22 protein-coding genes are annotated in these 23,817 nt (G+C 58.3%); 11 read left to right on the top strand and 11 right to left on the bottom strand.

Annotation, left to right across the window (positions count from 1 at the left end):
* Window positions 1-83 precede the first annotated feature (83 nt).
* The 5 genes from greA to parE form a co-directional block, all read right to left on the bottom strand.
* Window positions 84-560, bottom strand: a complete 477-nt coding sequence (greA, locus tag ACUNV4_RS06465; RefSeq protein ID WP_430877686.1) for a transcription elongation factor GreA — start codon at window positions 558-560, stop codon at window positions 84-86.
* Entirely contained in the window at window positions 557-3,781 is a 3,225-nt protein-coding gene (carB, locus tag ACUNV4_RS06460) for a carbamoyl-phosphate synthase large subunit (RefSeq protein ID WP_430877685.1), read from the bottom strand. Before carB ends, greA begins: the two co-directional genes overlap by 4 nt.
* 28 nt (window positions 3,782-3,809) lie before the next feature.
* Complete coding sequence (gene carA, locus ACUNV4_RS06455) at window positions 3,810-4,967, bottom strand: glutamine-hydrolyzing carbamoyl-phosphate synthase small subunit (protein WP_430877684.1); 1,158 nt, start codon at window positions 4,965-4,967, stop codon at window positions 3,810-3,812.
* 176 nt (window positions 4,968-5,143) lie between these two features.
* Window positions 5,144-6,196: an MBL fold metallo-hydrolase gene (locus ACUNV4_RS06450; protein WP_430877683.1), complete on the bottom strand. Its 1,053-nt coding sequence runs from the start codon at window positions 6,194-6,196 to the stop codon at window positions 5,144-5,146.
* Entirely contained in the window at window positions 6,193-8,085 is a 1,893-nt protein-coding gene (parE, locus tag ACUNV4_RS06445) for a DNA topoisomerase IV subunit B (RefSeq protein ID WP_430877682.1), read from the bottom strand. Before parE ends, ACUNV4_RS06450 begins: the two co-directional genes overlap by 4 nt.
* A gap of 237 nt (window positions 8,086-8,322) precedes the next feature.
* Here parE and trxA point away from each other — a divergent pair, with 237 nt between their 5' ends.
* Complete coding sequence (trxA, locus tag ACUNV4_RS06440; protein ID WP_430877681.1) at window positions 8,323-9,213, top strand: thioredoxin; 891 nt, start codon at window positions 8,323-8,325, stop codon at window positions 9,211-9,213.
* 90 nt (window positions 9,214-9,303) lie between these two features.
* Here the strand turns inward: trxA and ACUNV4_RS06435 are convergent, their stop codons facing one another.
* Entirely contained in the window at window positions 9,304-9,615 is a 312-nt protein-coding gene (locus ACUNV4_RS06435; protein ID WP_430877680.1) for a putative signal transducing protein, read from the bottom strand.
* A 6-nt stretch (window positions 9,616-9,621) separates the two neighbouring features.
* Window positions 9,622-10,686 carry a CAF17-like 4Fe-4S cluster assembly/insertion protein YgfZ gene (ygfZ, locus tag ACUNV4_RS06430; RefSeq protein WP_430877679.1) on the bottom strand — a complete coding sequence of 355 codons (1,065 nt, stop codon included), beginning with the start codon at window positions 10,684-10,686 and terminating at the stop codon, window positions 9,622-9,624.
* Between the two features lie 175 nt (window positions 10,687-10,861).
* Here ygfZ and ACUNV4_RS06425 point away from each other — a divergent pair, with 175 nt between their 5' ends.
* From ACUNV4_RS06425 to acpS, 9 genes are all read left to right on the top strand, one after another.
* Entirely contained in the window at window positions 10,862-11,050 is a 189-nt protein-coding gene (locus ACUNV4_RS06425; protein WP_430877678.1) for a DUF1674 domain-containing protein, read from the top strand.
* Window positions 11,051-11,140: 90 nt separating this feature from the next.
* Complete coding sequence (gene sdhC, locus ACUNV4_RS06420; protein ID WP_430877677.1) at window positions 11,141-11,527, top strand: succinate dehydrogenase, cytochrome b556 subunit; 387 nt, start codon at window positions 11,141-11,143, stop codon at window positions 11,525-11,527.
* Window positions 11,524-11,907 carry a succinate dehydrogenase, hydrophobic membrane anchor protein gene (gene sdhD / locus ACUNV4_RS06415; RefSeq protein ID WP_430877676.1) on the top strand — a complete coding sequence of 128 codons (384 nt, stop codon included), beginning with the start codon at window positions 11,524-11,526 and terminating at the stop codon, window positions 11,905-11,907. The genes sdhC and sdhD overlap by 4 nt, the downstream gene beginning before the upstream one ends.
* A 22-nt stretch (window positions 11,908-11,929) precedes the next feature.
* Window positions 11,930-13,720, top strand: coding sequence for a succinate dehydrogenase flavoprotein subunit (gene sdhA, locus ACUNV4_RS06410; protein WP_430877675.1), 1,791 nt, complete (start codon window positions 11,930-11,932; stop codon window positions 13,718-13,720).
* Window positions 13,721-13,760: 40 nt separating this feature from the next.
* Window positions 13,761-14,546 (top strand): succinate dehydrogenase iron-sulfur subunit, encoded by a 786-nt coding sequence (locus ACUNV4_RS06405; RefSeq protein WP_430877674.1) that lies wholly within the window; start codon window positions 13,761-13,763, stop codon window positions 14,544-14,546.
* Window positions 14,547-14,618: 72 nt separating this feature from the next.
* Entirely contained in the window at window positions 14,619-14,873 is a 255-nt protein-coding gene (locus tag ACUNV4_RS06400; protein ID WP_430877673.1) for an FAD assembly factor SdhE, read from the top strand.
* Window positions 14,800-15,315, top strand: coding sequence for a protein YgfX (locus ACUNV4_RS06395; RefSeq protein WP_430877672.1), 516 nt, complete (start codon window positions 14,800-14,802; stop codon window positions 15,313-15,315). Before ACUNV4_RS06400 ends, ACUNV4_RS06395 begins: the two co-directional genes overlap by 74 nt.
* Window positions 15,316-15,435: 120 nt before the next feature.
* Entirely contained in the window at window positions 15,436-16,149 is a 714-nt protein-coding gene (locus ACUNV4_RS06390) for a pyridoxine 5'-phosphate synthase (RefSeq protein ID WP_430877671.1), read from the top strand.
* 28 nt (window positions 16,150-16,177) lie between these two features.
* Window positions 16,178-16,558 (top strand): holo-ACP synthase, encoded by a 381-nt coding sequence (gene acpS / locus ACUNV4_RS06385; RefSeq protein ID WP_430877670.1) that lies wholly within the window; start codon window positions 16,178-16,180, stop codon window positions 16,556-16,558.
* A gap of 21 nt (window positions 16,559-16,579) precedes the next feature.
* Here the strand turns inward: acpS and ACUNV4_RS06380 are convergent, their stop codons facing one another.
* Together ACUNV4_RS06380 and ACUNV4_RS06375 are read right to left on the bottom strand one after the other, a co-directional pair.
* On the bottom strand, window positions 16,580-17,506 hold the full coding sequence (locus tag ACUNV4_RS06380; protein WP_430877669.1) for a glycoside hydrolase family 16 protein: 927 nt from the start codon (window positions 17,504-17,506) through the stop codon (window positions 16,580-16,582).
* Window positions 17,507-17,521: 15 nt separating this feature from the next.
* The gene (locus ACUNV4_RS06375; RefSeq protein WP_430877668.1) at window positions 17,522-19,351 is read right to left on the bottom strand and encodes a hypothetical protein; all 1,830 of its coding nucleotides are present in this window, start codon (window positions 19,349-19,351) and stop codon (window positions 17,522-17,524) included.
* A 304-nt stretch (window positions 19,352-19,655) separates the two neighbouring features.
* On the opposite strand from ACUNV4_RS06375, the gene ACUNV4_RS06370 reads away from it, so the two are divergent.
* Entirely contained in the window at window positions 19,656-21,518 is a 1,863-nt protein-coding gene (locus ACUNV4_RS06370; RefSeq protein ID WP_430877667.1) for a glycoside hydrolase family 16 protein, read from the top strand.
* A gap of 3 nt (window positions 21,519-21,521) precedes the next feature.
* Here ACUNV4_RS06370 and ACUNV4_RS06365 read toward each other — a convergent pair whose 3' ends face one another.
* Window positions 21,522-22,244 carry a hypothetical protein gene (locus ACUNV4_RS06365; RefSeq protein ID WP_430877666.1) on the bottom strand — a complete coding sequence of 241 codons (723 nt, stop codon included), beginning with the start codon at window positions 22,242-22,244 and terminating at the stop codon, window positions 21,522-21,524.
* Between the two features lie 147 nt (window positions 22,245-22,391).
* A partial coding sequence (locus tag ACUNV4_RS06360) for a hypothetical protein (RefSeq protein WP_430877665.1) occupies window positions 22,392-23,817 on the bottom strand: 1,426 nt, incomplete at its 5' end.

Below are 23,817 nucleotides of genomic sequence, written 5' to 3'. Positions count from 1 at the left end.
ATAGATAATTCGGACAACAGCGCGACCTGTTACTCATGAACAAACGCTCACGTGTCGACAGGGCCGCACTTCCGGGTCAGCAATCAGATGTAGCTGACTTCGAGAATCTCGTATTCCCGGATCCCCTTCGGAGTTGTCACTGCAACCTCGTCGCCCTCTTCCTTGCCGATCAGTGCCTTGGCAACCGGCGAAGCCACGCTGATGCGACGTGCCTTCAGATCGGCTTCATCATCACCCACGATCTGATAGGTGATTTCCTCATCCGTATCCAGGTCCAGCAATTTCACGGTGGTACCGAACACCACCTTGCCGGACTTGGGCAATGTCGTGACATCGATGACTTGGGCAGTGGACAGCTTGGCTTCGATTTCCTTCACCCGGCCTTCGATGAAGCTCTGCTGTTCGCGTGCCGCGTGGTACTCGGCGTTCTCCTTCAGGTCACCGTGTTCACGTGCATCGGCAATGGCCTGAATGACGCGAGGTCGTTGCACACCTTTCAAATCAGCCAGTTCTTCGCGCAGCAGCGTTTCGCCGCGCTTGGTCATGGGTACCTTGTTCATGCTTGCTCCGAATGAATGTCGCTGAGCCGGTAGACAGGACCGCTGGCGCTGTGCGACAGAGCCGCGCAAATGGCAATGGCGCCGGACAATGTAGTCGTATACGGGATCTTGCGTGCCAGGGCCTGTTGGCGAATGTAGTAGGAATCGGTGATGGCCTGACGACCATCAGTGGTGTTGATGATCAGGCTGACGGCATCATTCTTGATCTCGTCGAGAATGTGCGGTTGCCCCTGCTGCAGCTTGTTGATGCGCACGCAGTCGATACCCGCTTCGCTGATCACCTTCTGGGTACCATCGGTGGCCATCAGTGTGAAACCGGCATCCGTCAGGCTGCGAGCAACCTCGATCACTCTCTGCTTGTCCTGATCGCGTACACTGATGAAGGCCAGACCTGACTGCGGCAGTTCGGACGAAGCGCCCAGAGATGCCTTGAAGAAAGCCTCGCCAAACGTACGTCCCGTCCCCATGACTTCACCGGTAGACTTCATTTCCGGTCCGAGCAAGGTGTCCACGCCAGGAAACTTGGCAAACGGAAACACCGATTCCTTCACACTGAAATGGCTGGGTACCGGCAGCTCGAGCATGCCCTGTGACGCCAGACTCATGCCAGCCATGCAACGAGCAGCCACCTTCGCCAGGGGCACTCCGGTTGCCTTCGAGACGAACGGCACGGTCCGCGAAGCCCGTGGATTGACCTCCAGCACATAGACCGTATCGCCCTGTATCGCGAACTGAGTATTCATCAGGCCGACAACACCCAGTGCCTTGGCCATCTGACTGACCTGTTCGGACAATTCGGCGCAACGCTCTTCCGAGAGTGTGAACGGTGGCAGGGAACAGGCCGAATCCCCGGAATGGATGCCTGCCTCTTCGATGTGCTCCATGATTCCACCGATAACCACGTTCTCGCCATCGCAGATCGCATCGACATCCACTTCGACGGCATCATTGAGGAAGCGATCCAGCAGCACGGGCGAATCGTTGGAGACATTGACCGCCTCGGTCATGTAGCGTGACAGCTCGGCCGATTCGCGCACGATTTCCATGGCACGTCCGCCCAGAACGTAGCTGGGCCTGACCACCAGAGGGTATCCGATTTCATCGGCCAGTCGCAGCGCATCTTCCTGCGTTCGCGCCGTGCGATTGGGAGGCTGCTTGAGCCCCAGGTTCTCGATCAATTGCTGGAAACGCTCCCGATCTTCGGCCAGATCGATGGAATCGGGTGACGTGCCGATGATTGGCGCGCCCGCCGCCAACAGATCACGTGCCAGCTTCAAGGGAGTCTGACCACCATACTGAACGATGACACCCAACGGCTTCTCGACGTCGATGACAGCCAGTACGTCTTCCAGTGTCAACGGCTCGAAGTACAAGCGGTCGGATGTATCGAAATCGGTCGACACCGTCTCCGGGTTGCAGTTGACCATGATGGTCTCGAACCCATCGTCTCGCAAGGCCAGAGCGGCATGTACACAGCAGTAATCGAATTCGATGCCCTGCCCGATCCGGTTCGGCCCACCACCAAGCACCATGATCTTCTTCTTGTCCGAAGGCTCGGATTCGCAGAATTGCTCGTAGGTGGAATACATGTAGGCGGTATTGCTGGCAAACTCCGCTGCACAGGAATCCACCCGCTTGTAGACCGGGTTGATGTTCAGCGACTTGCGATGCTCGCGAAACGCCTGCTCAGTGACATTCAGCAGCTTCGCCAGTCTGGCATCACTGAATCCGTCACGCTTGAGCTGACGCACATCGCCAGCGTCCAGACTTTGCAGATCGCTGCCTTGCAGGGCCAGCTCGGCATCGATGATTTCCTTGATCTGACACAGGAACCAGCGATCAATGGCCGTGGCATTGAAGACATCATCGATGCTCTGTCCATGACGAAAGGCTTCCCCGACAAACCACAGACGATGCTCACGAGTCTGGCGCATTTCGCCATCGATGGTGGCGGCGCGCTCGTCGGCGGACAGGTCCGCCGGAAGAATTTCATCAAGCCCGTTGACATCGATTTCCAGACCACGCAGCGCTTTCTGGAAGGACTCCTTGAAAGTTCGACCGATGGCCATGACCTCACCGACCGATTTCATCTGTGTGGTCAGACGATTGTCGGCCGTCGGGAATTTCTCGAAGGTGAACCGAGGAATCTTGGTGACAACGTAATCGATGCTGGGCTCAAACGATGCAGGCGTGGCCCCACCGGTGATTTCATTGCGCAGCTCGTTCAGGGTGAATCCCACGGCCAGCTTGGCAGCGACTCTGGCAATCGGAAAACCGGTCGCCTTGGAGGCCAGCGCCGAGGAGCGTGACACACGCGGATTCATCTCGATGATGATCATCGCCCCTGTATCGGGATTGATCGCGAACTGTACATTGGACCCACCCGTGTCCACGCCGATCTTGCGCAGCACTGCACAGGACGCGTCACGCATGATCTGGTATTCCTTGTCCGTCAACGTCTGTGCCGGCGCCACCGTGATCGAGTCGCCGGTGTGGATGCCCATGGGGTCCAGATTCTCGATGGAGCAGACAATGATGACGTTGTCGGCATTGTCACGCACCACTTCCATCTCGTATTCCTTCCAGCCCAGTACCGACTCTTCCAGCAGTACTTCGGTGGTACGGGACAGATCCAGACCGCGGGTGATGATGGCTTCGAATTCTTCACGGTTGTAGGCAATGCCACCGCCGCTGCCACCCATGGTGAATGACGGCCGTATGATGCAGGGGAAGCCGATCTCCGCCTGGCCTTCCCAGGCTTCTTCCAGGGTATGGGCAATGGCCGCCTTGGGCGTGCTCAAACCGATTTCCGTCATCGCCTGGCGGAACTTGTCGCGATCCTCGGCCATGTCGATGGCTTCGGGACGTGCACCGATCATCTCGACGCCGAATTCCTCCAGCACACCTTCTCGAGCCAGATCGAGCGCGCAGTTCAGAGCCGTCTGCCCACCCATGGTCGGCAGCAGCGCATCCGGCTTTTCGCGCTCGATGATGGTACGAACGACACGCCAGTCGATCGGCTCGATGTAGATGGCATCGGCCATCGACGGATCCGTCATGATGGTGGCCGGATTGGAGTTGACCAGGATGACCCGATATCCCTCCTCGCGCAGGGCCTTGCAGGCCTGTGCTCCGGAATAGTCGAATTCGCAGGCCTGTCCGATGACAATGGGACCTGCGCCGATGATCAGGACGCTTTTGATGTCCGTGCGTTTTGGCATGGTAGAGACCGTTAGTCGAAGAACCGCATTACGCGGCAGGTAGCAGCTTCAGGAATTCGTCGAAAAGCTCGACCACATCGTGTGGTCCGGGGCTCGCTTCAGGATGACCCTGAAAGCTCAGTGCAGGCACATCGAGCCGACGAATACCCTGCAGCGAGTTGTCGAACAGCGAGACGTGTGTAACGGCCAGCGTGTTGTTGAGTGAATCTGCATCGACGGCAAAGCCATGGTTCTGGCTGCTGATCATGACGCGACCACTGGCCTTGTCGAGCACCGGATGGTTGGCACCGTGGTGGCCGAATTTCATCTTGATCGAACGCGCGCCCGATGCCAGAGCCAGTAACTGGTGACCCAGGCAGATGCCGAAGGTCGGCAGCTTGTCCGCCAGCAGTTCTCTGATCGTGTTGATCGCGTAATCGCACGGCTCCGGATCGCCGGGTCCGTTGGACAGGAAGAGACCATCCGGGTTCAGCTCGCGAATCTGCGCCGCAGTCCAGGTAGCCGGCACTACCGTGACCGAGCAGCCCCGGTCGATGAACAGTCTCAAAATGTTGTGCTTGACGCCAAAGTCCATGGCGACGATGTGCCGTCCGGGCAAGGCCCTGGGCAGGTCTTCGGCAGCCACGGGTTCCAGCGACCAGGTGCCTTCCGTCCACTGATAGGGCTCCTTGCAACTGACTTCGCTGGCCAGGTCCATGCCGGCCAGGCCGGGAAATCCACGGGCAGCGGCCAGCGCCTTCTCGATCGCCTGCGCACGACCTTCTTCGCTGGCCAGCTCAGGACCTGCCAGGATGCAGCCATTCTGAGCGCCCTTGTCGCGCAGCAGTCGGGTCAGGGCACGTGTGTCCAGATCGCTGATGGCGACCACGCGGTGCTGCTCCAGAAAGGACTCCAGACTCTGATCCGCGCGGAAGTTGCTGTGCAATCGCGGCAGGTCACGGATGACCAGACCGGTGCAGAAGACCGAAGCCGATTCCATGTCCTGCGCATTGGTTCCGGTGCTGCCGATATGCGGGTAAGTCAGGGTGACAATCTGCTGCGCATAGGAGGGGTCGGTCAGGATTTCCTGATAGCCCGTCATGGCGGTATTGAAAACGACTTCACCCACTGACAGACCATCAATGCCGATGGCATTTCCGTCAAAACAGGTGCCGTCAGCAAGTACTAGGATGGCAGGTCGGGACACGGTGTATGAAGGTTCCAGCGTTGCGCACACAAAAACGGAGAAAGCTGCTTTCCAAGCCAGATTTCCCCGCTGCTAAATTTCTCTAATAATAAGTGCTATCGGCACTACTTGTCCAGTCACGTTTACCATGACGCACTGGAATGTCAGCAGGCTGCAAACCCTGCACACTGCATGGTTCAGCCGGACTGTCGAAAGCGTACCACACCATCGTCGAGTGATCGCTGCAGTCGCCCGGCATTCTCCAGATGATGCAGATGGGCCAGGCTTTCACCGAGAGCGAATGACATCTGCTGGGCATCCAGCTCGCGCCGGAACAGCACCCCGAACAGGTCGTGGGCAGAAGCCGGCTCGGCACAGGCCTGCCAGACCTCGTCCAGTCGGGCCTGGTGGTGGGCTTCGAGTGCAGCTATTCGAGCATGCAAGCCGCGAAACGGCAGTCCGTGAGACGGCAGCACCAGTGTATCTGCCGGTAACCGTTTCAGACTGTCCAGCGTCTGCAGGAAACTCTCCAGCGGGTTCGGATCCTGCAGGCGCGGCATGACACTGACATTGGGAGAGATGCTCGGCAGAATCTGGTCGGCAGCAATCAGCACATGATCCCGCTCGCGATACAGCATCAGCATGTCCGGCGCATGGCCCCGGCCGATCATCACCGCGTAGTGCTCGCCTCCCAGCTCCACGGATTGCGAGTCGCGCAGAAAGGTCCATGCGGCGTCTTCCGGTGGCTGATGCACGATCCGTCGATAGGTATTCGCATTGCGCCGAACAGCCTCCACCCGAGCAGCATCCAGACCATTGGACGCATACCAGTCAGCGTAGAAATCGCCATAGTGCTCATCATCGATGTTGCACAGCATGCGTGACAAGCCGACTTCCACGGCACTGCCATACAGACGGCTGCCAGCCTTGGCGAACCAGCCGGCCAGACCGCTGTGATCCGGATGGAAATGCGTCACAAGCAGGCTCTCGGGCGGACTCGCAATCGAATCACCCGCCTGGCCGAAGTGCAACTGCCACTGCTCGCGACTGCCGGGCAGGTCGACACCGGTGTCCACCAGCACCTGCTTGCCCGGCTCGCCAAGCAACCAGCAATTGACATGATCCAGCGCAAAGGGCAAAGGCAAACGCTGCCACCGGATGCTCTCGCAGATCAGACGACTTTCATGCGGTTCCGGCGAGCTGTCGAACGGAAATTCGAGACCATTGCGCACGATGGGGCTGGCACTCATATCTGCACATCGGCCAGATCACCCTTGTTTTCCAGCCAGCGCTTGCGATCACTTGCGCGCTTTTTCGCCAGCATCATGTCCATCGTCTTGTTGGTATCGTCACCGTCACTGATGGTCAGGCGAATCAGGCGACGGGTATCCGGTGCCACCGAGGTTTCACGCAGCTGCATCGGATTCATCTCGCCCAACCCCTTGAAGCGGGTAACGCTGACCTTGCCCTTGAGTTTTTCTGCCTCGATGCGTGCCATGACACCAATGCGCTCATCGTCATCAACGGCGTAGAACACGGCCTTGCCGACGTCGATACGAAACAGTGGCGGCATGGCCACGTAGACATGGCCCTGTTGCACCAGCGCGCGAAAGTGTCTGACGAACAAGGCACAGAGCAAGGTGGCAATGTGGGCACCATCACTGTCGGCATCGGCCAGGATGCAGATCTTGCCGTAACGCAGTTTCGACAGGTCATCGCTTCCCGGATCCATACCGATTGCCACGGAAATGTCATGCACTTCCTGCGATCCCAGAATCTGGTCGATGTCGGCTTCCCAGGTATTGAGGATCTTGCCCCGCAGCGGCATGATGGCCTGAAAGGTACGGTCACGGGCCTGCTTGGCGGAACCACCGGCAGAGTCTCCCTCAACCAGAAACAGTTCGGTCAGGGCGAGATCGGTCGACGAACAGTCGGCCAGCTTGCCCGGCAGCGCCGGCCCACTGGTGAGCTTCTTGCGCACCACCTTCTTGCCTGAACGGGCACGCGCCTGTGCACTGGCAATCGCCAGCTGGGCAATCTGATCACCGGTTTCGGCGTGCTGGTTCAACCATTGCGCCGTGTGATCCTTGACCACACCGGAAATGAAGACCACACATTCCCGGGAGGACAATCGTTCCTTGGTCTGACCGGAGAACTGCGGATCCTCGAGCTTGACCGACAGTACATAACTGACCTTGTCCCAGACATCCTCGGGGGCAATCTTCACACCGCGCGGCAGCAGATTGCGGATATCCGCAAATTCGCGGATCGCATCCGTCAGGCCGGTACGCAGCCCGTTCACATGGGTACCGCCCTGTGCCGTCGGCACCAGATTGACATAGCTTTCATGCACGCCTTCGCCACCTTCGGGCAACCAGACGACGGCCCAGTCGGCAGTTTCGGTACTCGAGCTCATGCTGGCCGACAGAGGCTGCTCGGGCAGCCGTTCGAATCCTTCGACGGCACTGTTCAGGTAGTCGACCAGACCGTCTTCATAGAACCATTCATCCTTCTCGCCACTGGCTTCATCGTGCAAGCGAACCCGCAATCGCGGACACAGCACTGCCTTGGCGCGCAGCAGATGGCGCAGCCGGCTGAGCGACATCTTCTCCGAATCGAAATACTTCTTGTCCGGCCAGAAGCGTATCCGTGTACCGGTATTGCGCTGACCTACCGTGCCGATCGTCTTGAGCTTGTCATCGACTTCACCGTCCTTGAAGGTCGCCAGGTACTCCTTGCCCGATCGACGGATCGAGATCTCGAGCTTCTTCGACAATGCATTGACCACTGACACCCCTACCCCGTGCAAACCACCGGAGAAGCGGTAATTGTCATTGGAAAACTTGCCGCCGGCATGCAAGGTTGTCAGGATGACTTCCACACCCGGTTTCTTGAGCTTCGGGTGCATGTCCACAGGCATGCCTCGGCCATCATCGATGACCTCCAGCGAACCATCCTTGAACAGGGTTACACGAATGTCGCTGGCGTGACCTGCCAGAGCTTCATCCACGCTGTTATCGATGACTTCCTGCGCCAGATGATTGGGGCGCTGCGTATCGGTATACATACCGGGACGTTTGCGGACCGGATCGAGTCCACTGAGCACCTCGATCGACGAGGCGTTGTATTGTTCACTCACGATTGAGAGGTTCTGTTGGCTGTAGGTTTCTGCATGTTCTGGTCAAATTCGTCGGGCAGCCGGCAGTCGGTCAGGCACCGTCCGGCAGAAGTGTAGCTTATGCCCATGCCGCTTGTGGAATCTGCAGGGTAGCGCGCTTTGGTCCATCACCGCTCGATAGCGTCGCCTCGACCTTGAATTAACGCGAGCTAGACGACACACTTGCACCCATCCAAAACGAGCGAATTGCAAAACCTCATGGCCGACTCTCCCCATATCGTCCAACTCGACGAACAGAATTTCATGCAAGTGGTGGTGGAAGGTTCCGACCACACCCCGGTGCTGGTCGATTTCTGGGCCGACTGGTGCGGTCCCTGCAAGTCGCTGATGCCGATCCTGGAAAAGCTGGCCATCGAATACAATGGCGCCTTCGTTCTGGCCAAGCTCGATACCGAAGCCCATCCGGGCATTGCCCAGCAGCTGGGCATCCGCAGTCTGCCTACCGTCAAACTGTTCAAGGATCGCCAGCTGGTCAATGAATTCATGGGCGCATTGCCCGAGAGTGAAGTCCGCGCATTTCTGGAGGCCAATGTCGGGCCGGCCCTGCCCGACGACGTGCCAGAGGAAGAAGCAGGTGATAACCGGGTGCAGAGCGCCATGGCCCTGTTCGAACAAGGTCAGACCGATGAAGCTCGCGCCCTGTTGCAGCAAGTGCAGGCTGAAGAGCCGGAAAACGCCGAAGTCCTGCTCGCACTGGGACAGATCTGTGTCAGCACCGGAGATCTCGAGACGGCAGAAAGTTGCCTGAAGGCTTTGCCGGAAGCCGACCGTGAAGGGCCACAGGGCCTGCGCCTTGCCGGTATTCTGGAATTGAGCCGCGAGAGCGATGCCGCTGAAAGCCCCGCTGCCTTGCAGGCTCGCCTGGAGAACGACCCCGGCAACAGCGAGGTCCGCTACAAGCTGGCCATCGCCGAATCGCTCTCGGGCAATGTCCAGATAGCCATGGACCATCTGCTCAAGCTGGTACAGACCGACCCCGGATACAACGACGGCGCTCCCCGGGAAAAACTGCTGGCTCTGTTCAAGGTGCTCGGCGATGACCCGCTGGTTGGCCAGTATCGTCGCAAGCTGTTTGCCTCCCTGCACTGACCAGTCGCCAGGCACAGTAGAACCGGCCCAGGCGTCGCGGTGGTTTCAACCATCGCGGCGTATCTCGATCAGAGGCGCCGGGCGCTGTCATCAGAAAGGGCGAGGCTGCCCGCATTTCCAGCAGGCGCCAAACTCACGTCCCGCCGATTCGCCACAGGTTGAGCAGCGCCAGTCCCGTTCCGGCTGCTGCCGAGAGGCTTCGAATGCCTCGATGATCATTCGAGCCCGTTCGTCATGCCGAGGTTCGTCCAGCCAGACACCGATGACCTCGGAAGGCGGCAGCTCACCAATGGCTCCGCTGAGATAGGAGCCGGTGATTCGCGTGCGAATGCCGCCAGCCAGCAGCTCGTCCACCACGAGCTGGGCCTCGACCAGATTGGCAGCACTATAGATCAATGGCATGGACGATCAACCTGCATCCTGCCGGACATCGGCCAGGGACGGCAATTCATAGGGCAACTCCCGTGCGCTCAAGGTCCGGCCCTGGAAGCTCAGACTGTCATCACTGCCTGATACCTTGACCACTGCCAGCAACTCGATCAGCCCATCCGGACCTGCCACCGCATCCACGACTCTGCCGGCATCCTCGTCGGTTGCAGTGACCAGTGCATCACCGGGTACCGGGATGACCTGATCCGCGGCATGCGGCATCGAGAATCGACGCATGTGGCGTTTCAATTTGCCGAGGTACTGCATGCGTGCCACGATTTCCTGTCCCGGATAGCAACCTTTGGTAAAGCTGAGCCCGTCCACCAGCTGCAGATTCAACATCTGCGGCACGAAGGCCTCCAGCACGCCGGCGGTAATCGACGGCTGCCCGGCCCTGATATCACCCAGTCGCCACAGCGCCTGTCCAGCCTTCGGCAGCTGTTCTCCTTCGCGCCACAGGGCCAGTTGCCGTGGTATTTCCGCCACATACAGATATCTGGCCCGCGAGCCAGATCCGTCGGTATCGTGCCAGCGAAGTAGCTGACCATGCGCGTCGCTTGCCACCTCCATCACGCTAGCCGGCAGATTACCGAGAAACCCTGCAAGAGACCCCAGCTCACCACCGCGGGCCGTCTGAATCCCGGTACAGGTCCAATCCTTGCGTTCGCTCACCTGCACCTTTGCGCGCATGATGAACATGGACAGTCTTTTCAGGAAGCCTTCGCGAATATCCGCCGGTATCAGCAAGCGGTATCCATCGTGCAGTCCGATGACGATCGGCAAGGCCAGCAGGCGTCCCTTGGGGGTGCAATAGCCGGTGATCTGGGCATGTTCGGTAGAAACCTTGCCCAGATCATTACTGAATTGCCCCTGCAGAAACGAGGTTGCATCGTCGCCAGTGATATCCACCACACACAGTGATGACAGATCCACCAATTGTGGCTGCGCTTCCGTATCGACCGACACGCTGGCACCCTGCTCACGCAAGGCTGCAATATCCTCCATGCCTGTCAGAGTCAGCGCTTCAGCCCATTCATTACTCATCGGAATAATTCCTAATCTATTTAGTCACAGATAAATCGGCACATTACTCGTATTGGGGAGAAATTAGCTGTATTCCCTTGCTACTATTGTGGCAATTGCCGAACGATAGACACTTTCACTGCGTGATCCTGCTATGACAACATCCGGAAAAGACCGTTCGACACCCGCAAACTGCGTGGAAAAACGCTCTGCAGCCGATAATGTCGTCGAGGTTGCCAGACCGGAAGACCATCAACATGTGGCACAGGATGCCACTGCCGCCGATCTACCTGCACAGCTTCCCCCGGAAACCGGTGGTCAAGCTGGCCTTGAACCCACCCGCTATGGTGACTGGGAAAAGAAAGGCCGCTGCACCGATTTCTGACTTCTTCGACCCTCGCTCTCATCACAGAAGCGAAAGTAACATTATTATCCGGCGATTTACCGCCTACGAGCAACATAACGGAACCCTGATATGGCCTGGAACGATACCCGACCTCTTTCCCCGCATCTGCAGCACTACAAACTGCCGTTGACCGCGTACCTGTCCATTGCTCACCGCGCAACCGGAATCGTCAACAGCCTGGCCATCGTGTTGCTGGTACTGCTCATTGCCAGTGCGGCAGGCACACCGGAAAGTCACGGGTTCATGTCCGGCATTGCCACTTCCTGGTTCGGCAAGCTGGTGTTGTTCGGCTTCACCGTGACACTGTACTACCACATGGCCAACGGCATTCGACACCTGTTCTGGGATGTCGGACGCGGCTTCGATCTCGATGTCGCGCAGAAATCCGGCAAGGTCTGCATGGCTACCGCCGGTGTTCTTTCCGTCATAACCTGGTTGGTGGCATTAGCAGCATGAGCAACTTCAGAACCCCATTGAAGAACGTCAAGGGACTCGGGTCTGCCAAGGAAGGTACGAGTCATTTCTGGGCACAGCGCGTGACCGCCATCGCTCTGGTGCCTCTGGTCCTGTGGCTCGGCTTTTCCGTCGCGGCCTTGCCGGGCATGGATTACGTCGCCATACGCGAGTGGTTGTCCCAACCCTTCAACGCCATCGTGATGATCCTGTTCATGATCACCGGCTTCTACCACGCTCGACTCGGCCTGCAGGTCGTCATCGAAGACTACATCGGCGCTCACGGGCCCCGTACCGTGGCCATCATCGCTGTGAACTTCGCCGCTGCGGCCCTCGGGGTAACCGGTGTCTTCTCGGTCCTGCGCATCGCACTGGCCTCTTGACTGGTATCACTGACAAGCAATTATGACCAACGCATACAAGATCATTGACCATACCTATGACGTCATCGTCGTAGGTGCCGGCGGCGCCGGCCTGCGCGCCACACTGGGCATGGCTGCACAAGGGCTATCGACAGCCTGTGTCACCAAGGTATTCCCGACGCGATCACACACCGTGGCCGCACAGGGCGGCATGAGCGCCTCGCTGGGCAACATGGGTGAAGACCACTGGACCTGGCACATGTACGACACCATCAAGGGCTCGGACTGGCTCGGCGACCAGGACGCCATCGAATACATGTGTCGCGAAGCGGTCCCTGCGGTCGTCGAGCTGGAGCACTTCGGCGTGCCTTTCTCACGCACCGAGGAAGGCAAGATCTACCAGCGCCCCTTCGGCGGCATGACCACTAAGTTCGGCGAAGGACCCGCAGCGCAGCGTACCTGTGCAGCCGCCGACCGTACCGGACATGCCATTCTGCACACGCTGTATCAGCAGTCCCTGAAACACGGCGCCGAGTTCTACATCGAACACTTTGCCACTGACCTCATCATGGATGACGGTGTCTGCCGTGGCGTGGTCTCGATCGACCTGGCAACGGGTGAACTGCATCGGTTCCGCGCTCATCAGGTCGTACTGGCCACCGGTGGCTGTGGTCGCACCTTCTTCTCTGCCACCTCGGCCCACACCTGCACCGGGGATGGCAACGCCATGGCACTGCGTGCCGGCCTGCCATTGCAGGATATGGAATTCGTCCAGTTTCACCCCACCGGTATCTACGGAGCCGGCGTACTGATCACCGAAGGCGTTCGAGGTGAAGGCGGCTATCTGACCAACAGCGAAGGTGAACGTTTCATGGAGCGCTACGCTCCCAATGCCAAGGATCTGGCTTCCCGTGATGTCGTGAGTCGTTCCATGACCATGGAAATCAATGCCGGCCGTGGCGTTGGCCCCGACAGCGACCATATCTTCCTGAACCTGCAGCATCTGGGCAGCGAGGTCATCGAGAAGCGCCTGCCGGGCATTTCCGAATCCGCTCGCATCTTCGCCGATGTCGACGTCACCAAGAACCCGATTCCCGTCATCCCCACCGTTCACTACAACATGGGCGGCATTCCAACCAACTATCACGGCGAAGTCGTCACCTTGAAGGACGGTGACCCCGACTCGGTGGTGCCGGGCCTGATGGCCATCGGTGAAGCTGCCTGCGTATCGGTCCACGGCGCCAACAGGCTGGGAAGCAACTCACTACTCGATATCGTGGTCTTCGGGCGGGCGGCGGCCATCCGTGCTGCGGAACTGGTCAAGCCCGGTACACCGCACAAACCACTGAAAGACAATGCGATGGACCCGATTCTCGGCCACCTTGACGGCATTCGCTTCAACAAGGGTGACACTGGTACCGCCGATATTCGCGACAACATGCAGCGCACCATGCAGAAGCACGCAGCAGTGTTCCGCACCGGGGACAGTCTTGCAGAAGGTATCGACAAGATGCGTGTCATCGTCGACTCCTTCGACGATGTGAAGGTCGATGACAAGAACATGATCTGGAACACCGATCTGATCGAGACGCTGGAACTGGAAAACCTGCTGATGCAGGCCCAGACCATCATTCATGGAGCGCACAATCGTCCCGAGAGTCGCGGTGCCCAGGCTCGTGACGATTACCCGGATCGCAACGACGAGGAATGGATGAAGCACACCCTGGCCTGGACCGATGAGAGGGCCAATGTGACCATCGATTACCGCCCGGTTCACATGTACACACTGTCGGACGAGTGCGAAGTCGTACCGCCCAAGCCACGCGTGTACTGATCCGCGGGTCGTCCATCAAGCACACTACGGAATACAACTCATGGCTGAATTCAAGCTACCGGCAAATTCGATAGTCAAACAGAACGGCAAGCAGTTTGCCGCGCCCGCCGGGGCAAGCAATACCCGGCGATTCAAGGTGTATCGTTACGACCCCGACAGTGGTGAGAACCCGCGTGTCGACAGCTACGATGTCGACATGGACAACTGCGGTCCGATGGTGCTTGACGCCATCATCAAGATAAAGAGCGAAATGGATTCCACGCTGACTTTCCGACGTTCCTGTCGTGAAGGCATCTGTGGTTCCTGTGCCATGAACATCGATGGCACCAATGGCCTCGCCTGCACGACGGCCATCGCGGATATCGAGGGCGATATCTCCATCTACCCGCTTCCGCATCAGCCCATCATCAAGGATCTGGTTTCCGATCTGACCAATTTCTACGCCCAGTACGCCTCCATCGAGCCATGGCTGAAATCGGATACTCCGGCCCCACCTGACAGAGAGCGACTGCAGTCGCCGGAAGATCGGGAGAAGATCGACGGTGCCTACGAGTGCATCCTGTGTGCCTGTTGCTCTACCAGCTGCCCGAGTTACTGGTGGAATCCTGATCGCTACCTGGGGCCGGCCGCCTTGCTGGCTTCCTATCGCTGGTTGGTGGACAGTCGTGATGATGCCACCGGAGAACGTCTGGATGATCTGGAAGATCCCTTCAAGCTGTACCGTTGTCATACCATCATGAACTGTGCGCAGGTATGCCCCAAGGGTCTCAACCCTGCCAAGGCCATCGCCGAAACCAAGAAAATGCTGGTCAAGCGTCGCCTGTAGGAAACAGACCATGAACCCAGCCGCAGTACCAGCCAGTTCGAGTCGGGACTTCCAGCAAAGCGGAATGCAAGCATGAGCGTTGATGCGGAAACCCTGTCGAAACTGCGCTGGCGCTGCCGGCGAGGCATGCGTGAGCTGGACGCTGCCATGCGCGCCTATCTGGACAATCATTACCAGGGAGCCTCCACCGAGGAACAAGCCCTGTTCGTGGAATTACAGGACATGCAGGACCCGGAACTGTTCCTGCTCATCAGTGGCAAGGCCAGGGAGGCCCGCTATCAACACATCATCGACAAGATGTCGGACGCCATGGCAGGCAGAAGCTGAACCAGGGCGCCTCCACTGTTACCTGATTGCAGGCATCGGCCTGACAGCTGCAACCGCACTGCTGATTCATACCCCGTTCGACATCTGGATCAGGTTGGCACTGGCACTCTGTGTCCTGTTGCCCGTCAGACGTCAATGTCTCCAGACAAGACGCCGTCGTCTGAAGCTCTTGCACGAGCCTGACGGGTCCTGGAAAATCGAGTCGGCCGATCAGCGCCAACTGTCGGGCCAGCTGGTCAAGGCCGGTTATCGCAGCGCGCGGCTGTTGATATTGACCATCCAGACGGAGGATGACCGCCTGCATCGTTACCCGATCTGGTGCGATCAGCTGACCGGCCGGGAATTCAGCTATCTGCAACAACAACTGGCCTATGCCTGCGAAACTCCGATCAGGCATGCAGGCAGAGCGACTCCGGCAGAACCAGGTCGTCGGGTGGACTGATGTCGATGTCGATGTGACAGCACCGCGTTTCCAGACAAGGCAGAGGTACTGCCTTGCGTTAGAATCGAGCTCTGTCTGAACCATGAGCATTTGCCAGTGAAGCAACCGATCCAACTTTGCGTGAACGTGAATCACGTGGCCACTGTTCGGCAATCGCGGCAATCCACTTCCCCGGACCCTGTTCATGCGGCATTGCAGGCCGAACTGGCCGGAGCGGACGGCATCACCATGCAGCTGCGGGAAGATCGTCGGCATATCCAGGATCACGATATCGAACGGTTCGCCCACAGCTGTCAGACAAAACTCGGATTGCAGATCGAGGCAACGGATGCCATGCGGGAAGTGGCTCTTCGCATCATGCCACGGGATGTCACACTGGTGCCGGAAAATCGCGAAGAACTGACAACCGATGGTGGACTCGATATAGCAGGCCGCTTGTCCATGTACACCGATTACGTCGCCAGCCTGCAGCAGGCAGGCATTCACACCGCCTTGTTCATCAATCCCGAAGAAGCGCAGATCGAAGCCGCAGCTCGCGTCGGCGCACCCGTTGTCGAGCTGCATACAGGCCGTTACGCCAGCGCCGAAAGCGCCGCGGAACGCTCCGCCGAACTATCACGCATCGTATCCTGTTGCGACTATGCCTTCAGCCTCGGGCTGATCGTCAATGCCGGACACGGACTGCACTATGACAACGTCCAGTCCATTGCCGAAATCGAATCAATCACCGAACTGACCATCGGCCACAGCCTGATCGCCCGTGCACTCTACTGGGGGCTGCCCACAGCTGTCAGCAAGATGAAACGGATGATGGTGGAAGCACGTCATCGCTGAAAGTCTCTGACTCCATGAACATGATTCCATGATTGCCGGTATCGGTGTCGACCTGGCGACTGTCAGTCGCATTGCCAAAGTACATTCACGTTTTGGTGTACGCTTCGCTCGCCGTTTTCTGCATGAGTCCGAGCTGGCGGCTTATCACCAGCATGATCAGCCGGAGCGTTTTCTGGCAAAGCGATTTGCCGTCAAGGAAGCCGCCGTCAAGGCCATGGGAACCGGAGAACGTCAAGGCGTCCTGCTGAAGGACTTCTATCTGCAACACGATGAACTGGGCAAGCCGCTATTGCGAGCATGCGGCAAGGCTCAGCAACTGTGTGCCTCTCGTGGCATCACTGGATTCTGGGTCAGCTTGAGTGACGAAGGCGACACCGTTGCCGCCTTTGTCATATTCGAGCACTCCTGACGCCACTCGGGCCATCTGCCGTCAGGGCTTGAGCTGGAATGCCCTGACGTAATCCACCACCATGGACACTTGCGAACCACTGGTTGCATCCGGGGCTCCCGGCCACACACCCCCCATGGCAAGATTCAGAATCAGATACATCTTCTGGCTGGCAACGGCATCGCCCACGATGCGATAGCGCGGTACTCTGTCCACGTAGAACAGCAGCTCTTGCGGACTCCAGGCAAGCCCGTATTGGTGAAAACCGTCAGCAAGCTCTGCACTCACCAGTTCGCGGCGCGTGCCCTGCTCTTCGAGATAGTTGTAGTTGAAGAAGACACTGTTCGGGTAGGCGCCGTCCTGTTCCATGATGTACACCTCCGGCTTCAACCCGATGAAGTCCGATGAGAGCATCCAGAACGATGGCCATGCACCGCGAGCGTCGGGCAGATCGATGCGAGCCTCCACATAACCATAGGAAAAATCGAATTTTTCAGCGGTGGTCAGAACCCCTGACAGCCAGGACTGTTCATTGGCATCGGCACGCAGGTTTTCGGGGGTCTGCGACGCGGTGATGACAAGCTCCTCGCCATTGAGCGTGAACGGGTCATGCCCGAAATCCGGCTCGTTCAGCACATCCACATAGTATTGCATCTGATCATGAATGCTCAAGTCTGGCCCCCAGTCGAGTGCTGTATTCCACTTGACCGGATCAATCCGGCTGCCACGGAAATCATCGGCGAACACCAGATCGTATTGCGTCAGATCGATTCTGCCGCTGCTCGGATCATCAATGCCCTGCTCCGGATTGGCAGCTTCCGCATCGGGTTCCTGCTGTGCCGCTTCGCGAGCATCATCCAGTTCACGCTCCTGAAGCTCGATCAGATCACTTTCCCCACATGCTGACAGGAACAGCAGGGACAGACAGACGACGGTTGACCTGGATAGCATCTTGAGTTGATTTTTCATGTGAATTGCCGTTCTTCAGTAGTAGTAACGAACACCGATGCCGAGCAGATCGTTGTCTCCCAGCTCGAAGCGGGTAACCAGATCCAGCTTTCTCGTCAGATGCAGATAACCACCGCCAAAGAACATGGCATCACCTTCGAATATGCTGCTGTAGCCGATGCCAGCCTTCAGTTCGAAGCGATTGCTGACCACCATGCGCGACGAGGCACCCAGATAGACCCCGGAATCGTCGTAATCGACGCTGATCTCGGGTGATTGCCCATCAACCAGTTCGAAGTTGCCGTACTCGATACCGGCAAGCAGAACGAAGGTCAGTCGACTCGCACTCTCGGGTGTCAGATAATATCCCGCGCCTGCCATGACCTCGTTGTACCGGCGCGTGACACCCAATCGACCGAAATACTGGAGCCGCGAATGACTGGAGGTACTGCCCTCCAGCATGACTCCATCACCACCCACGTCATAGCTCACCGGCAAGGCTTCCAGGTATCTGAAGTTGCGGGAGCTGGCCCGCACGGCAGCCGGCAGACGCAAGGCTGACGATACCGAAGCATGTACTGGCTCGGAACCTTGCGTACTGACAGACACCTCGTCGGCATCTGCCGGCACCAGTACCTGACTACCGGCTTCGCGCACGGCTTCCTCGCGTGTATCCAACTCGCTTGCCGGTGCAGCAGCGGCAACAGGCGGCTCGGCTACCGACTTGCCTTCACTCAGCGGGTAAGCGCTGCCCGAAATGGATTGTTTCGGCGATTCAGCCAACCCTGCACTTGCCGGCTCGATGGACTGTGCTTCAGCATGAGCCTGAAGCGCTGCCTGAGCGCGACTGGCCGACTCGGCCTCAAGCCGTTGCTTGGATCGTTGCAACTCCTGCAGGTCCAGCTTCTGCCGGGTCATGAGTGCCATCTGTTGCTCCTGCCGCAACCGCCGACGCTGCGCTTCGATCTGACGTGCTGTCGCTCTGGCATCATCCCGCAGCTGGCGTGCCGCCGCCTGACGCTCCTTCAGCCGCCGGGCTTCAGCAAGCTTTTCGTCGTCTTTCCGAACCACAGGTTCAGCAGCAACACGACTCTGGCTGGATAGGTCCGGACCGCTGTCGGCAGAGACGTCCTCGGATGTCTCGTAAAACAGGTCGTCGGGATTCAAGCTGCCGTCATCTCGCAAATACACGAATCCATCCAGAATGATCCGCTGCCCCGGCTCACCGCCTGCAGCCGGAATGCCTTCACGAGACCGGATATAGCGATTCCCCTCGATGATCACCCACTGGCTGGATTCTGGTGGAGCCGTTATCCTCGATACCTGTTGCACGCTCACCGGCCTTTCCCTGACCGTTGTAACCGTTTTTCCGATGAAGCCTGCCGAAGACGATACATAGACCGGAACAGCCGATGCCACCTGAATGCCGGTGTTCACGTATGCCGGAGCACGCTCCCGATCCAGCGCTCCCTGAATGTCCCAACGTGGTCCCGGGTGAATGCAGCTGTCAGTGCCGTCGCTGCCCGCTTCAAGCGATCCACTGCACCCGCCCTTGTCATCCCTGCTTGTTGCCAGACCCGGGCCGTTTCCGCACTGCGCATCTGTATACACGGGATGATTGAACAGGCCATTTTCCCTTACCAGACCCGGTCCCTCTCCCAGACGCTGACAAACCTGGGCGACGGTCTGCCCTCCAATGGGAGTCGGGACGATGCTCATTCTGGTACTGGCGGGCAACTCACCAACGCAGAAGCATTGCCCGGACGCCGAATAGCTGCCATTCCAATCGGCTGACTGAGCCACGGACAGCCCCACGGACGAACCGATGAGCAAGGCGATTGCCGTTTTCACGAAACATGGACGCATGGATGCGTTTCCGGAAATTGATTACAGCCAAAGCCGAATCAGAATCCATGCCAGCCTCCTGACCGGAACCATGTCCAATTCTGATACTTGAGAATCAAGCACTTCGCAGCCTATCCGATAGTACGTGAAGGATATTGATTCCCGCATCTGCCGTGCCGGGCGTGGTTGACATGAACCCTGCCTGTCTCGCAAGCCGATCAACGCTGTCGAAGGCACTCTGGTAAACACTATGAACAAATCGGAACGGACACCTGGCTTGACTGCCCTGCGACGGGTTTCAGTCCTTTCAATGCAAGTCATTCTGATGGCTACATTGGCTGCCTGTGCCGAGTCGCAACCCGTGGACGATGATACGGTTACCCCCGAGGCAGCAGCGCCAGCCGGACGACCCGACTTCGGAACGCAATCGAACGACGGCAGCAACTCCGTGAGTTATGCACAGGCAGTGGCCGCGGGGGAGATCAGCGACCCTGATGGACCGGTGATCATCTCTGGTGGGGTAGATATCGATTCATCGGACTCGGATACGGCTCCCGAGACTGGTGCCGCGCTACCCGATACCGATAGTGCTTCGGAGCCTGATACGGTTGACAATACGCCGCAGAACCCTTTCGAAGCTGTACCGGACGCGGAAACGGACAGCTCTGTCGGAGACGACATTGACACCGACACGGATGGTCCGGCTGAAGAGGACAGTGAAGACGATGTTGGCTATCAGACTGGTGACGCCTCGAACCAGGGGGGCAACGATGCTGACAACTCATCACCGGATGACGAATCGACGGTGGATACCGGTACGCCAGATGCTTCGGAATCCGACCCGGGCTCGACAGATGGAATGGACACTGCAGAGGAGACTCCAGCTACCGCAGAGCCCGCGGAAGAAACTTCCGGTGGGGAATCCACTCCACCGGAAGCGTCTGGTAACGACACCGGCGAGAATACGTCCGCCGAGAACATGGGCAGCAGCGACACAGAAGAGGAAGGCAACTCTGGCAAGGCCAAGTCGCACACAACGCCCGGATTCGAGGGTGAGGTGATTGATGGTGCCATTCATGTTACCTGGAATGCGGATCCACTGGCGCGCGGTTACAACGTCTATCGACAGGCCAAGTACGTGACTACGGTCATGACCAATGAGTACATTGATACCGATGTATTCGATCGGGACTACTATTACGAAATCCAGGCCTTCGACTACGATGACGTGCTGTACTACATCGCAACAGGCCTGACGGTGTCACCGAGGACCCTGGGCAAGAACGACCCCGACGAACCTGTCGCCAACCCCAATCGACTGGACGATTACGAACTGGTCTTCGCCGAAGAATTCACCGGTCTGACACTGGATGGCAGCAAATGGAATACCGCCTACCTGTGGGGTTCCAATCTGGTCATCAACAGCGAAGAGCAATACTACGTCGACATACTTCGTGATCCGGACTTCGGCTTCAACCCCTTCACATTCGATGGGGAACACATGACGATCAATTCGATCCGAACGCCACCGGAGCTGGCCCACAAGGCCATGAATCAACCGTATCTGTCAGGTGTCATCACCAGCTACGATGCCTTCAAGTTCACTTACGGGTATGCAGAAGCGCGAGCAAAGATGACATTCGGCAGAGGGTACTGGCCGGCATTCTGGTTGCTCAATGCCTACTATGGCGGCGATGATCCGGAAATCGACATCATGGAATTCATTGGTCAGGATCAGGATGTCGTCTATCACACCTATCACTACTATGATGCCGAGGGGAATCTGCGCTCTACCAAATCGAAACCGACTCCGGGAATCGATTACACGGCCGATTTCCACACCTTCGCGGTTGAATGGATGCCGGGACTCATCATCTACCTGGTGGATGGCATCGAAGTGCACCGAGTTGCGGACTCCAGGGTGTCTTCCGAAGAAATGTATGTCATCGCCAACACGGCCCTGGGTGGCTGGTGGGCTGGTTCGCCGGACGAGACGACACCCTTTCCCGGCGAGTACATCATCGACTACATCAGGGTCTACCAGCGAATCACGCCATTCGATGACGTACTGCTGGACGACGGCGTGACGAACGTACCCTTCGCCGATGACATTCCCGGCCAATCATCACCCAGCCATCGCCCCAGCCCTGAACAATGGCCTGAAGGCTACCCCTATAGACAGCGCTGAGAATCAGCTGACAGTAAACGGATCTCGAATGATCCTGAATGTCCGCAGCATGATTTCAAAGGCCATCGCAAGGAGCTGCTCACGGACGGGCTCTCCGATGGCATACAGTCCCACGGTGTATCCCACACCCGATACTTCGGCCTGGTAGACCACCAGGTCGACATCGATCAAGCCACTGCTGGCCTGATCGATTTCTATTCGGTCGAACCAGGTCTGCCGTCCATCGATGGTGACGGGCCGCCGTTGTGAACGGTCGGCATCAAACGTACCGGATTCTCCACCGGGCAAAACCTCGATCAGGATGTAATCGGCGAATCGATCATCCGGATTCTCCTGTACCGATTCAAATCCGACGGCATAACCAGGTTCCAGTGATAGTGGCACTGTCGAGGATACCGCCTCCTGCCCTCCCCCCGGAGTCGAGTCAGCACCGGAAACCGGAGCGCTGATCGAATCCGCCGTGACGATCTTTCTCCAACCTACCGGAATGGCGACCTTGAAACCGTAGTCGAGATCCTCATACGGCTCGATCGCAAGCAAACGCTCTCGGCTCGAATTGCCAGTCACACCTGACAGTGCGCCATTCAGTGTTTCGTATGCTGGATCGTCGCGCTCTCCCCATGACTCACTGAGCCAATGAGTGCCTTTCGCCGGATTCTGTACGGCAATCAGCCAGACGGCTGTCGCGCAGGTGACAATGAGTGCTAAGGGCAGAAGAGGTCGCATGCGACTAGCATGACAATTTACCTTCTGCCTTTCCGAGAGCAAGAGCCCAGAAACCGTTTTCGGCCAGTGAGCTGCTGAAAAGCCGATGAGTCAAAAAGAGTCAGACGACAGTCAAGAGGCTGTCTGAATGTTTTTGACTACCGTCTTTCAGGCACCATCCGTGATTCCGGCATCCGCAGCACCCGCGGTTTCTGTTCCGGTTGTCGTTCCTGCATCGTCACTACCGGCGGTCGCGGTCTCCGTACCAGTCGTTGTACCTGCATCGTCACTACCAGCGGTCGCGGTCTCCGTACCAGTCGTTGTACCTGCATCGTCACTGCCGGCCGTTGCGGTTTCGGTTCCCGTCGTCGTTCCTGCATCGTCACTACCAGCGGTCGCGGTCTCCGTGCCGGTCGTTGTACCTGCATCGTCACTACCAGCAGTCGCGGTCTCCGTGCCGGTCGTTGTACCAGCATCATCACTGCCGGCAGTTGCGGTCTCCGTTCCGGTGGTCGTGCCCGAATCGTCACTACCAGCGGTCGCGGTTTCGGTGCCGGTGGTCGTGCCTGCATCGTCACTACCGGCGGTGGCGGTTTCGGTTCCCGTCGTCGTTCCTGCATCGTCACTACCGGCGGTCGCGGTTTCGGTGCCGGTGGTCGTGCCTGCATCATCACTACCGGCGGCCGTTGCGGTTTCGGTGCCGGTGGTCGTGCCTGCATCGTCACTGCCGGCGGTCGCGGTTTCGGTGCCGGTAGTCGTGCCTGCATCATCACTACCGGCCGTTGCGGTTTCGGTGCCGGTGGTTGTACCTGCATCATCACTACCGGCCGTTGCGGTTTCGGTGCCGGTGGTCGTGCCTGCATCGTCACTACCGGCGGTGGCGGTTTCGGTGCCGGTGGTTGTACCTGCATCGTCACTGCCGGCGGTGGCTGTTTCGGTACCGGTCGTTGTGCCTGCATCATCACTACCGGCAGTCGCAGTTTCCGTTCCGGTGGTTGTGCCCGAATCGTCACTACCGGCCGTTGCGGTTTCGGTGCCGCTCGTCGTGCCCGAATCGTCGCTGCCGGCGGTCGCGGTCTCCGTGCCGCTCGTTGTGCCCGAATCGTCACCACTTGTAGCTGTTTCGGATCCCGTATCCGTAGTGCCTGGATCGGATCCTGTATCAGTGCCGGTATCAGTACCCGTATCGGTGCCTATATCAGTGCCGGTATCAGTACCTGTATCGGTGCCTGTATCAGTGCCTGTATCAGTGCCTGTATCAGTGCCTGTATCAGTGCCTGTATCAGTGCCTGTATCAGTGCCTGTATCAGTGCCTGTATCAGTACCCGTATCGGTGCCGGTATCAGTACCTGTATCGGTGCCTGTATCGGTGCCTGTATCGGTGCCTGTATCGGTGCCTGTATCGGTGCCTGTGTCGGTGCCTGTATCGGTGCCTGTGTCGGTGCCGGTATCAGTACCCGTATCAGTACCCGTATCGGTGCCTGTATCAGTACCTGTATCAGTACCTGTATCGGTGCCTGTATCGGTGCCTGTATCGGTGCCTGTATCGGTGCCTGTATCGGTGCCTGTATCGGTGCCTGTATCGGTGCCTGTA

This window comes from Granulosicoccus sp. 3-233 (genome assembly GCF_052681095.1).
The sequence above is the reverse complement of the archived record's forward strand: the minus strand, read 5'-3'. Positions and strand labels throughout refer to the sequence as shown.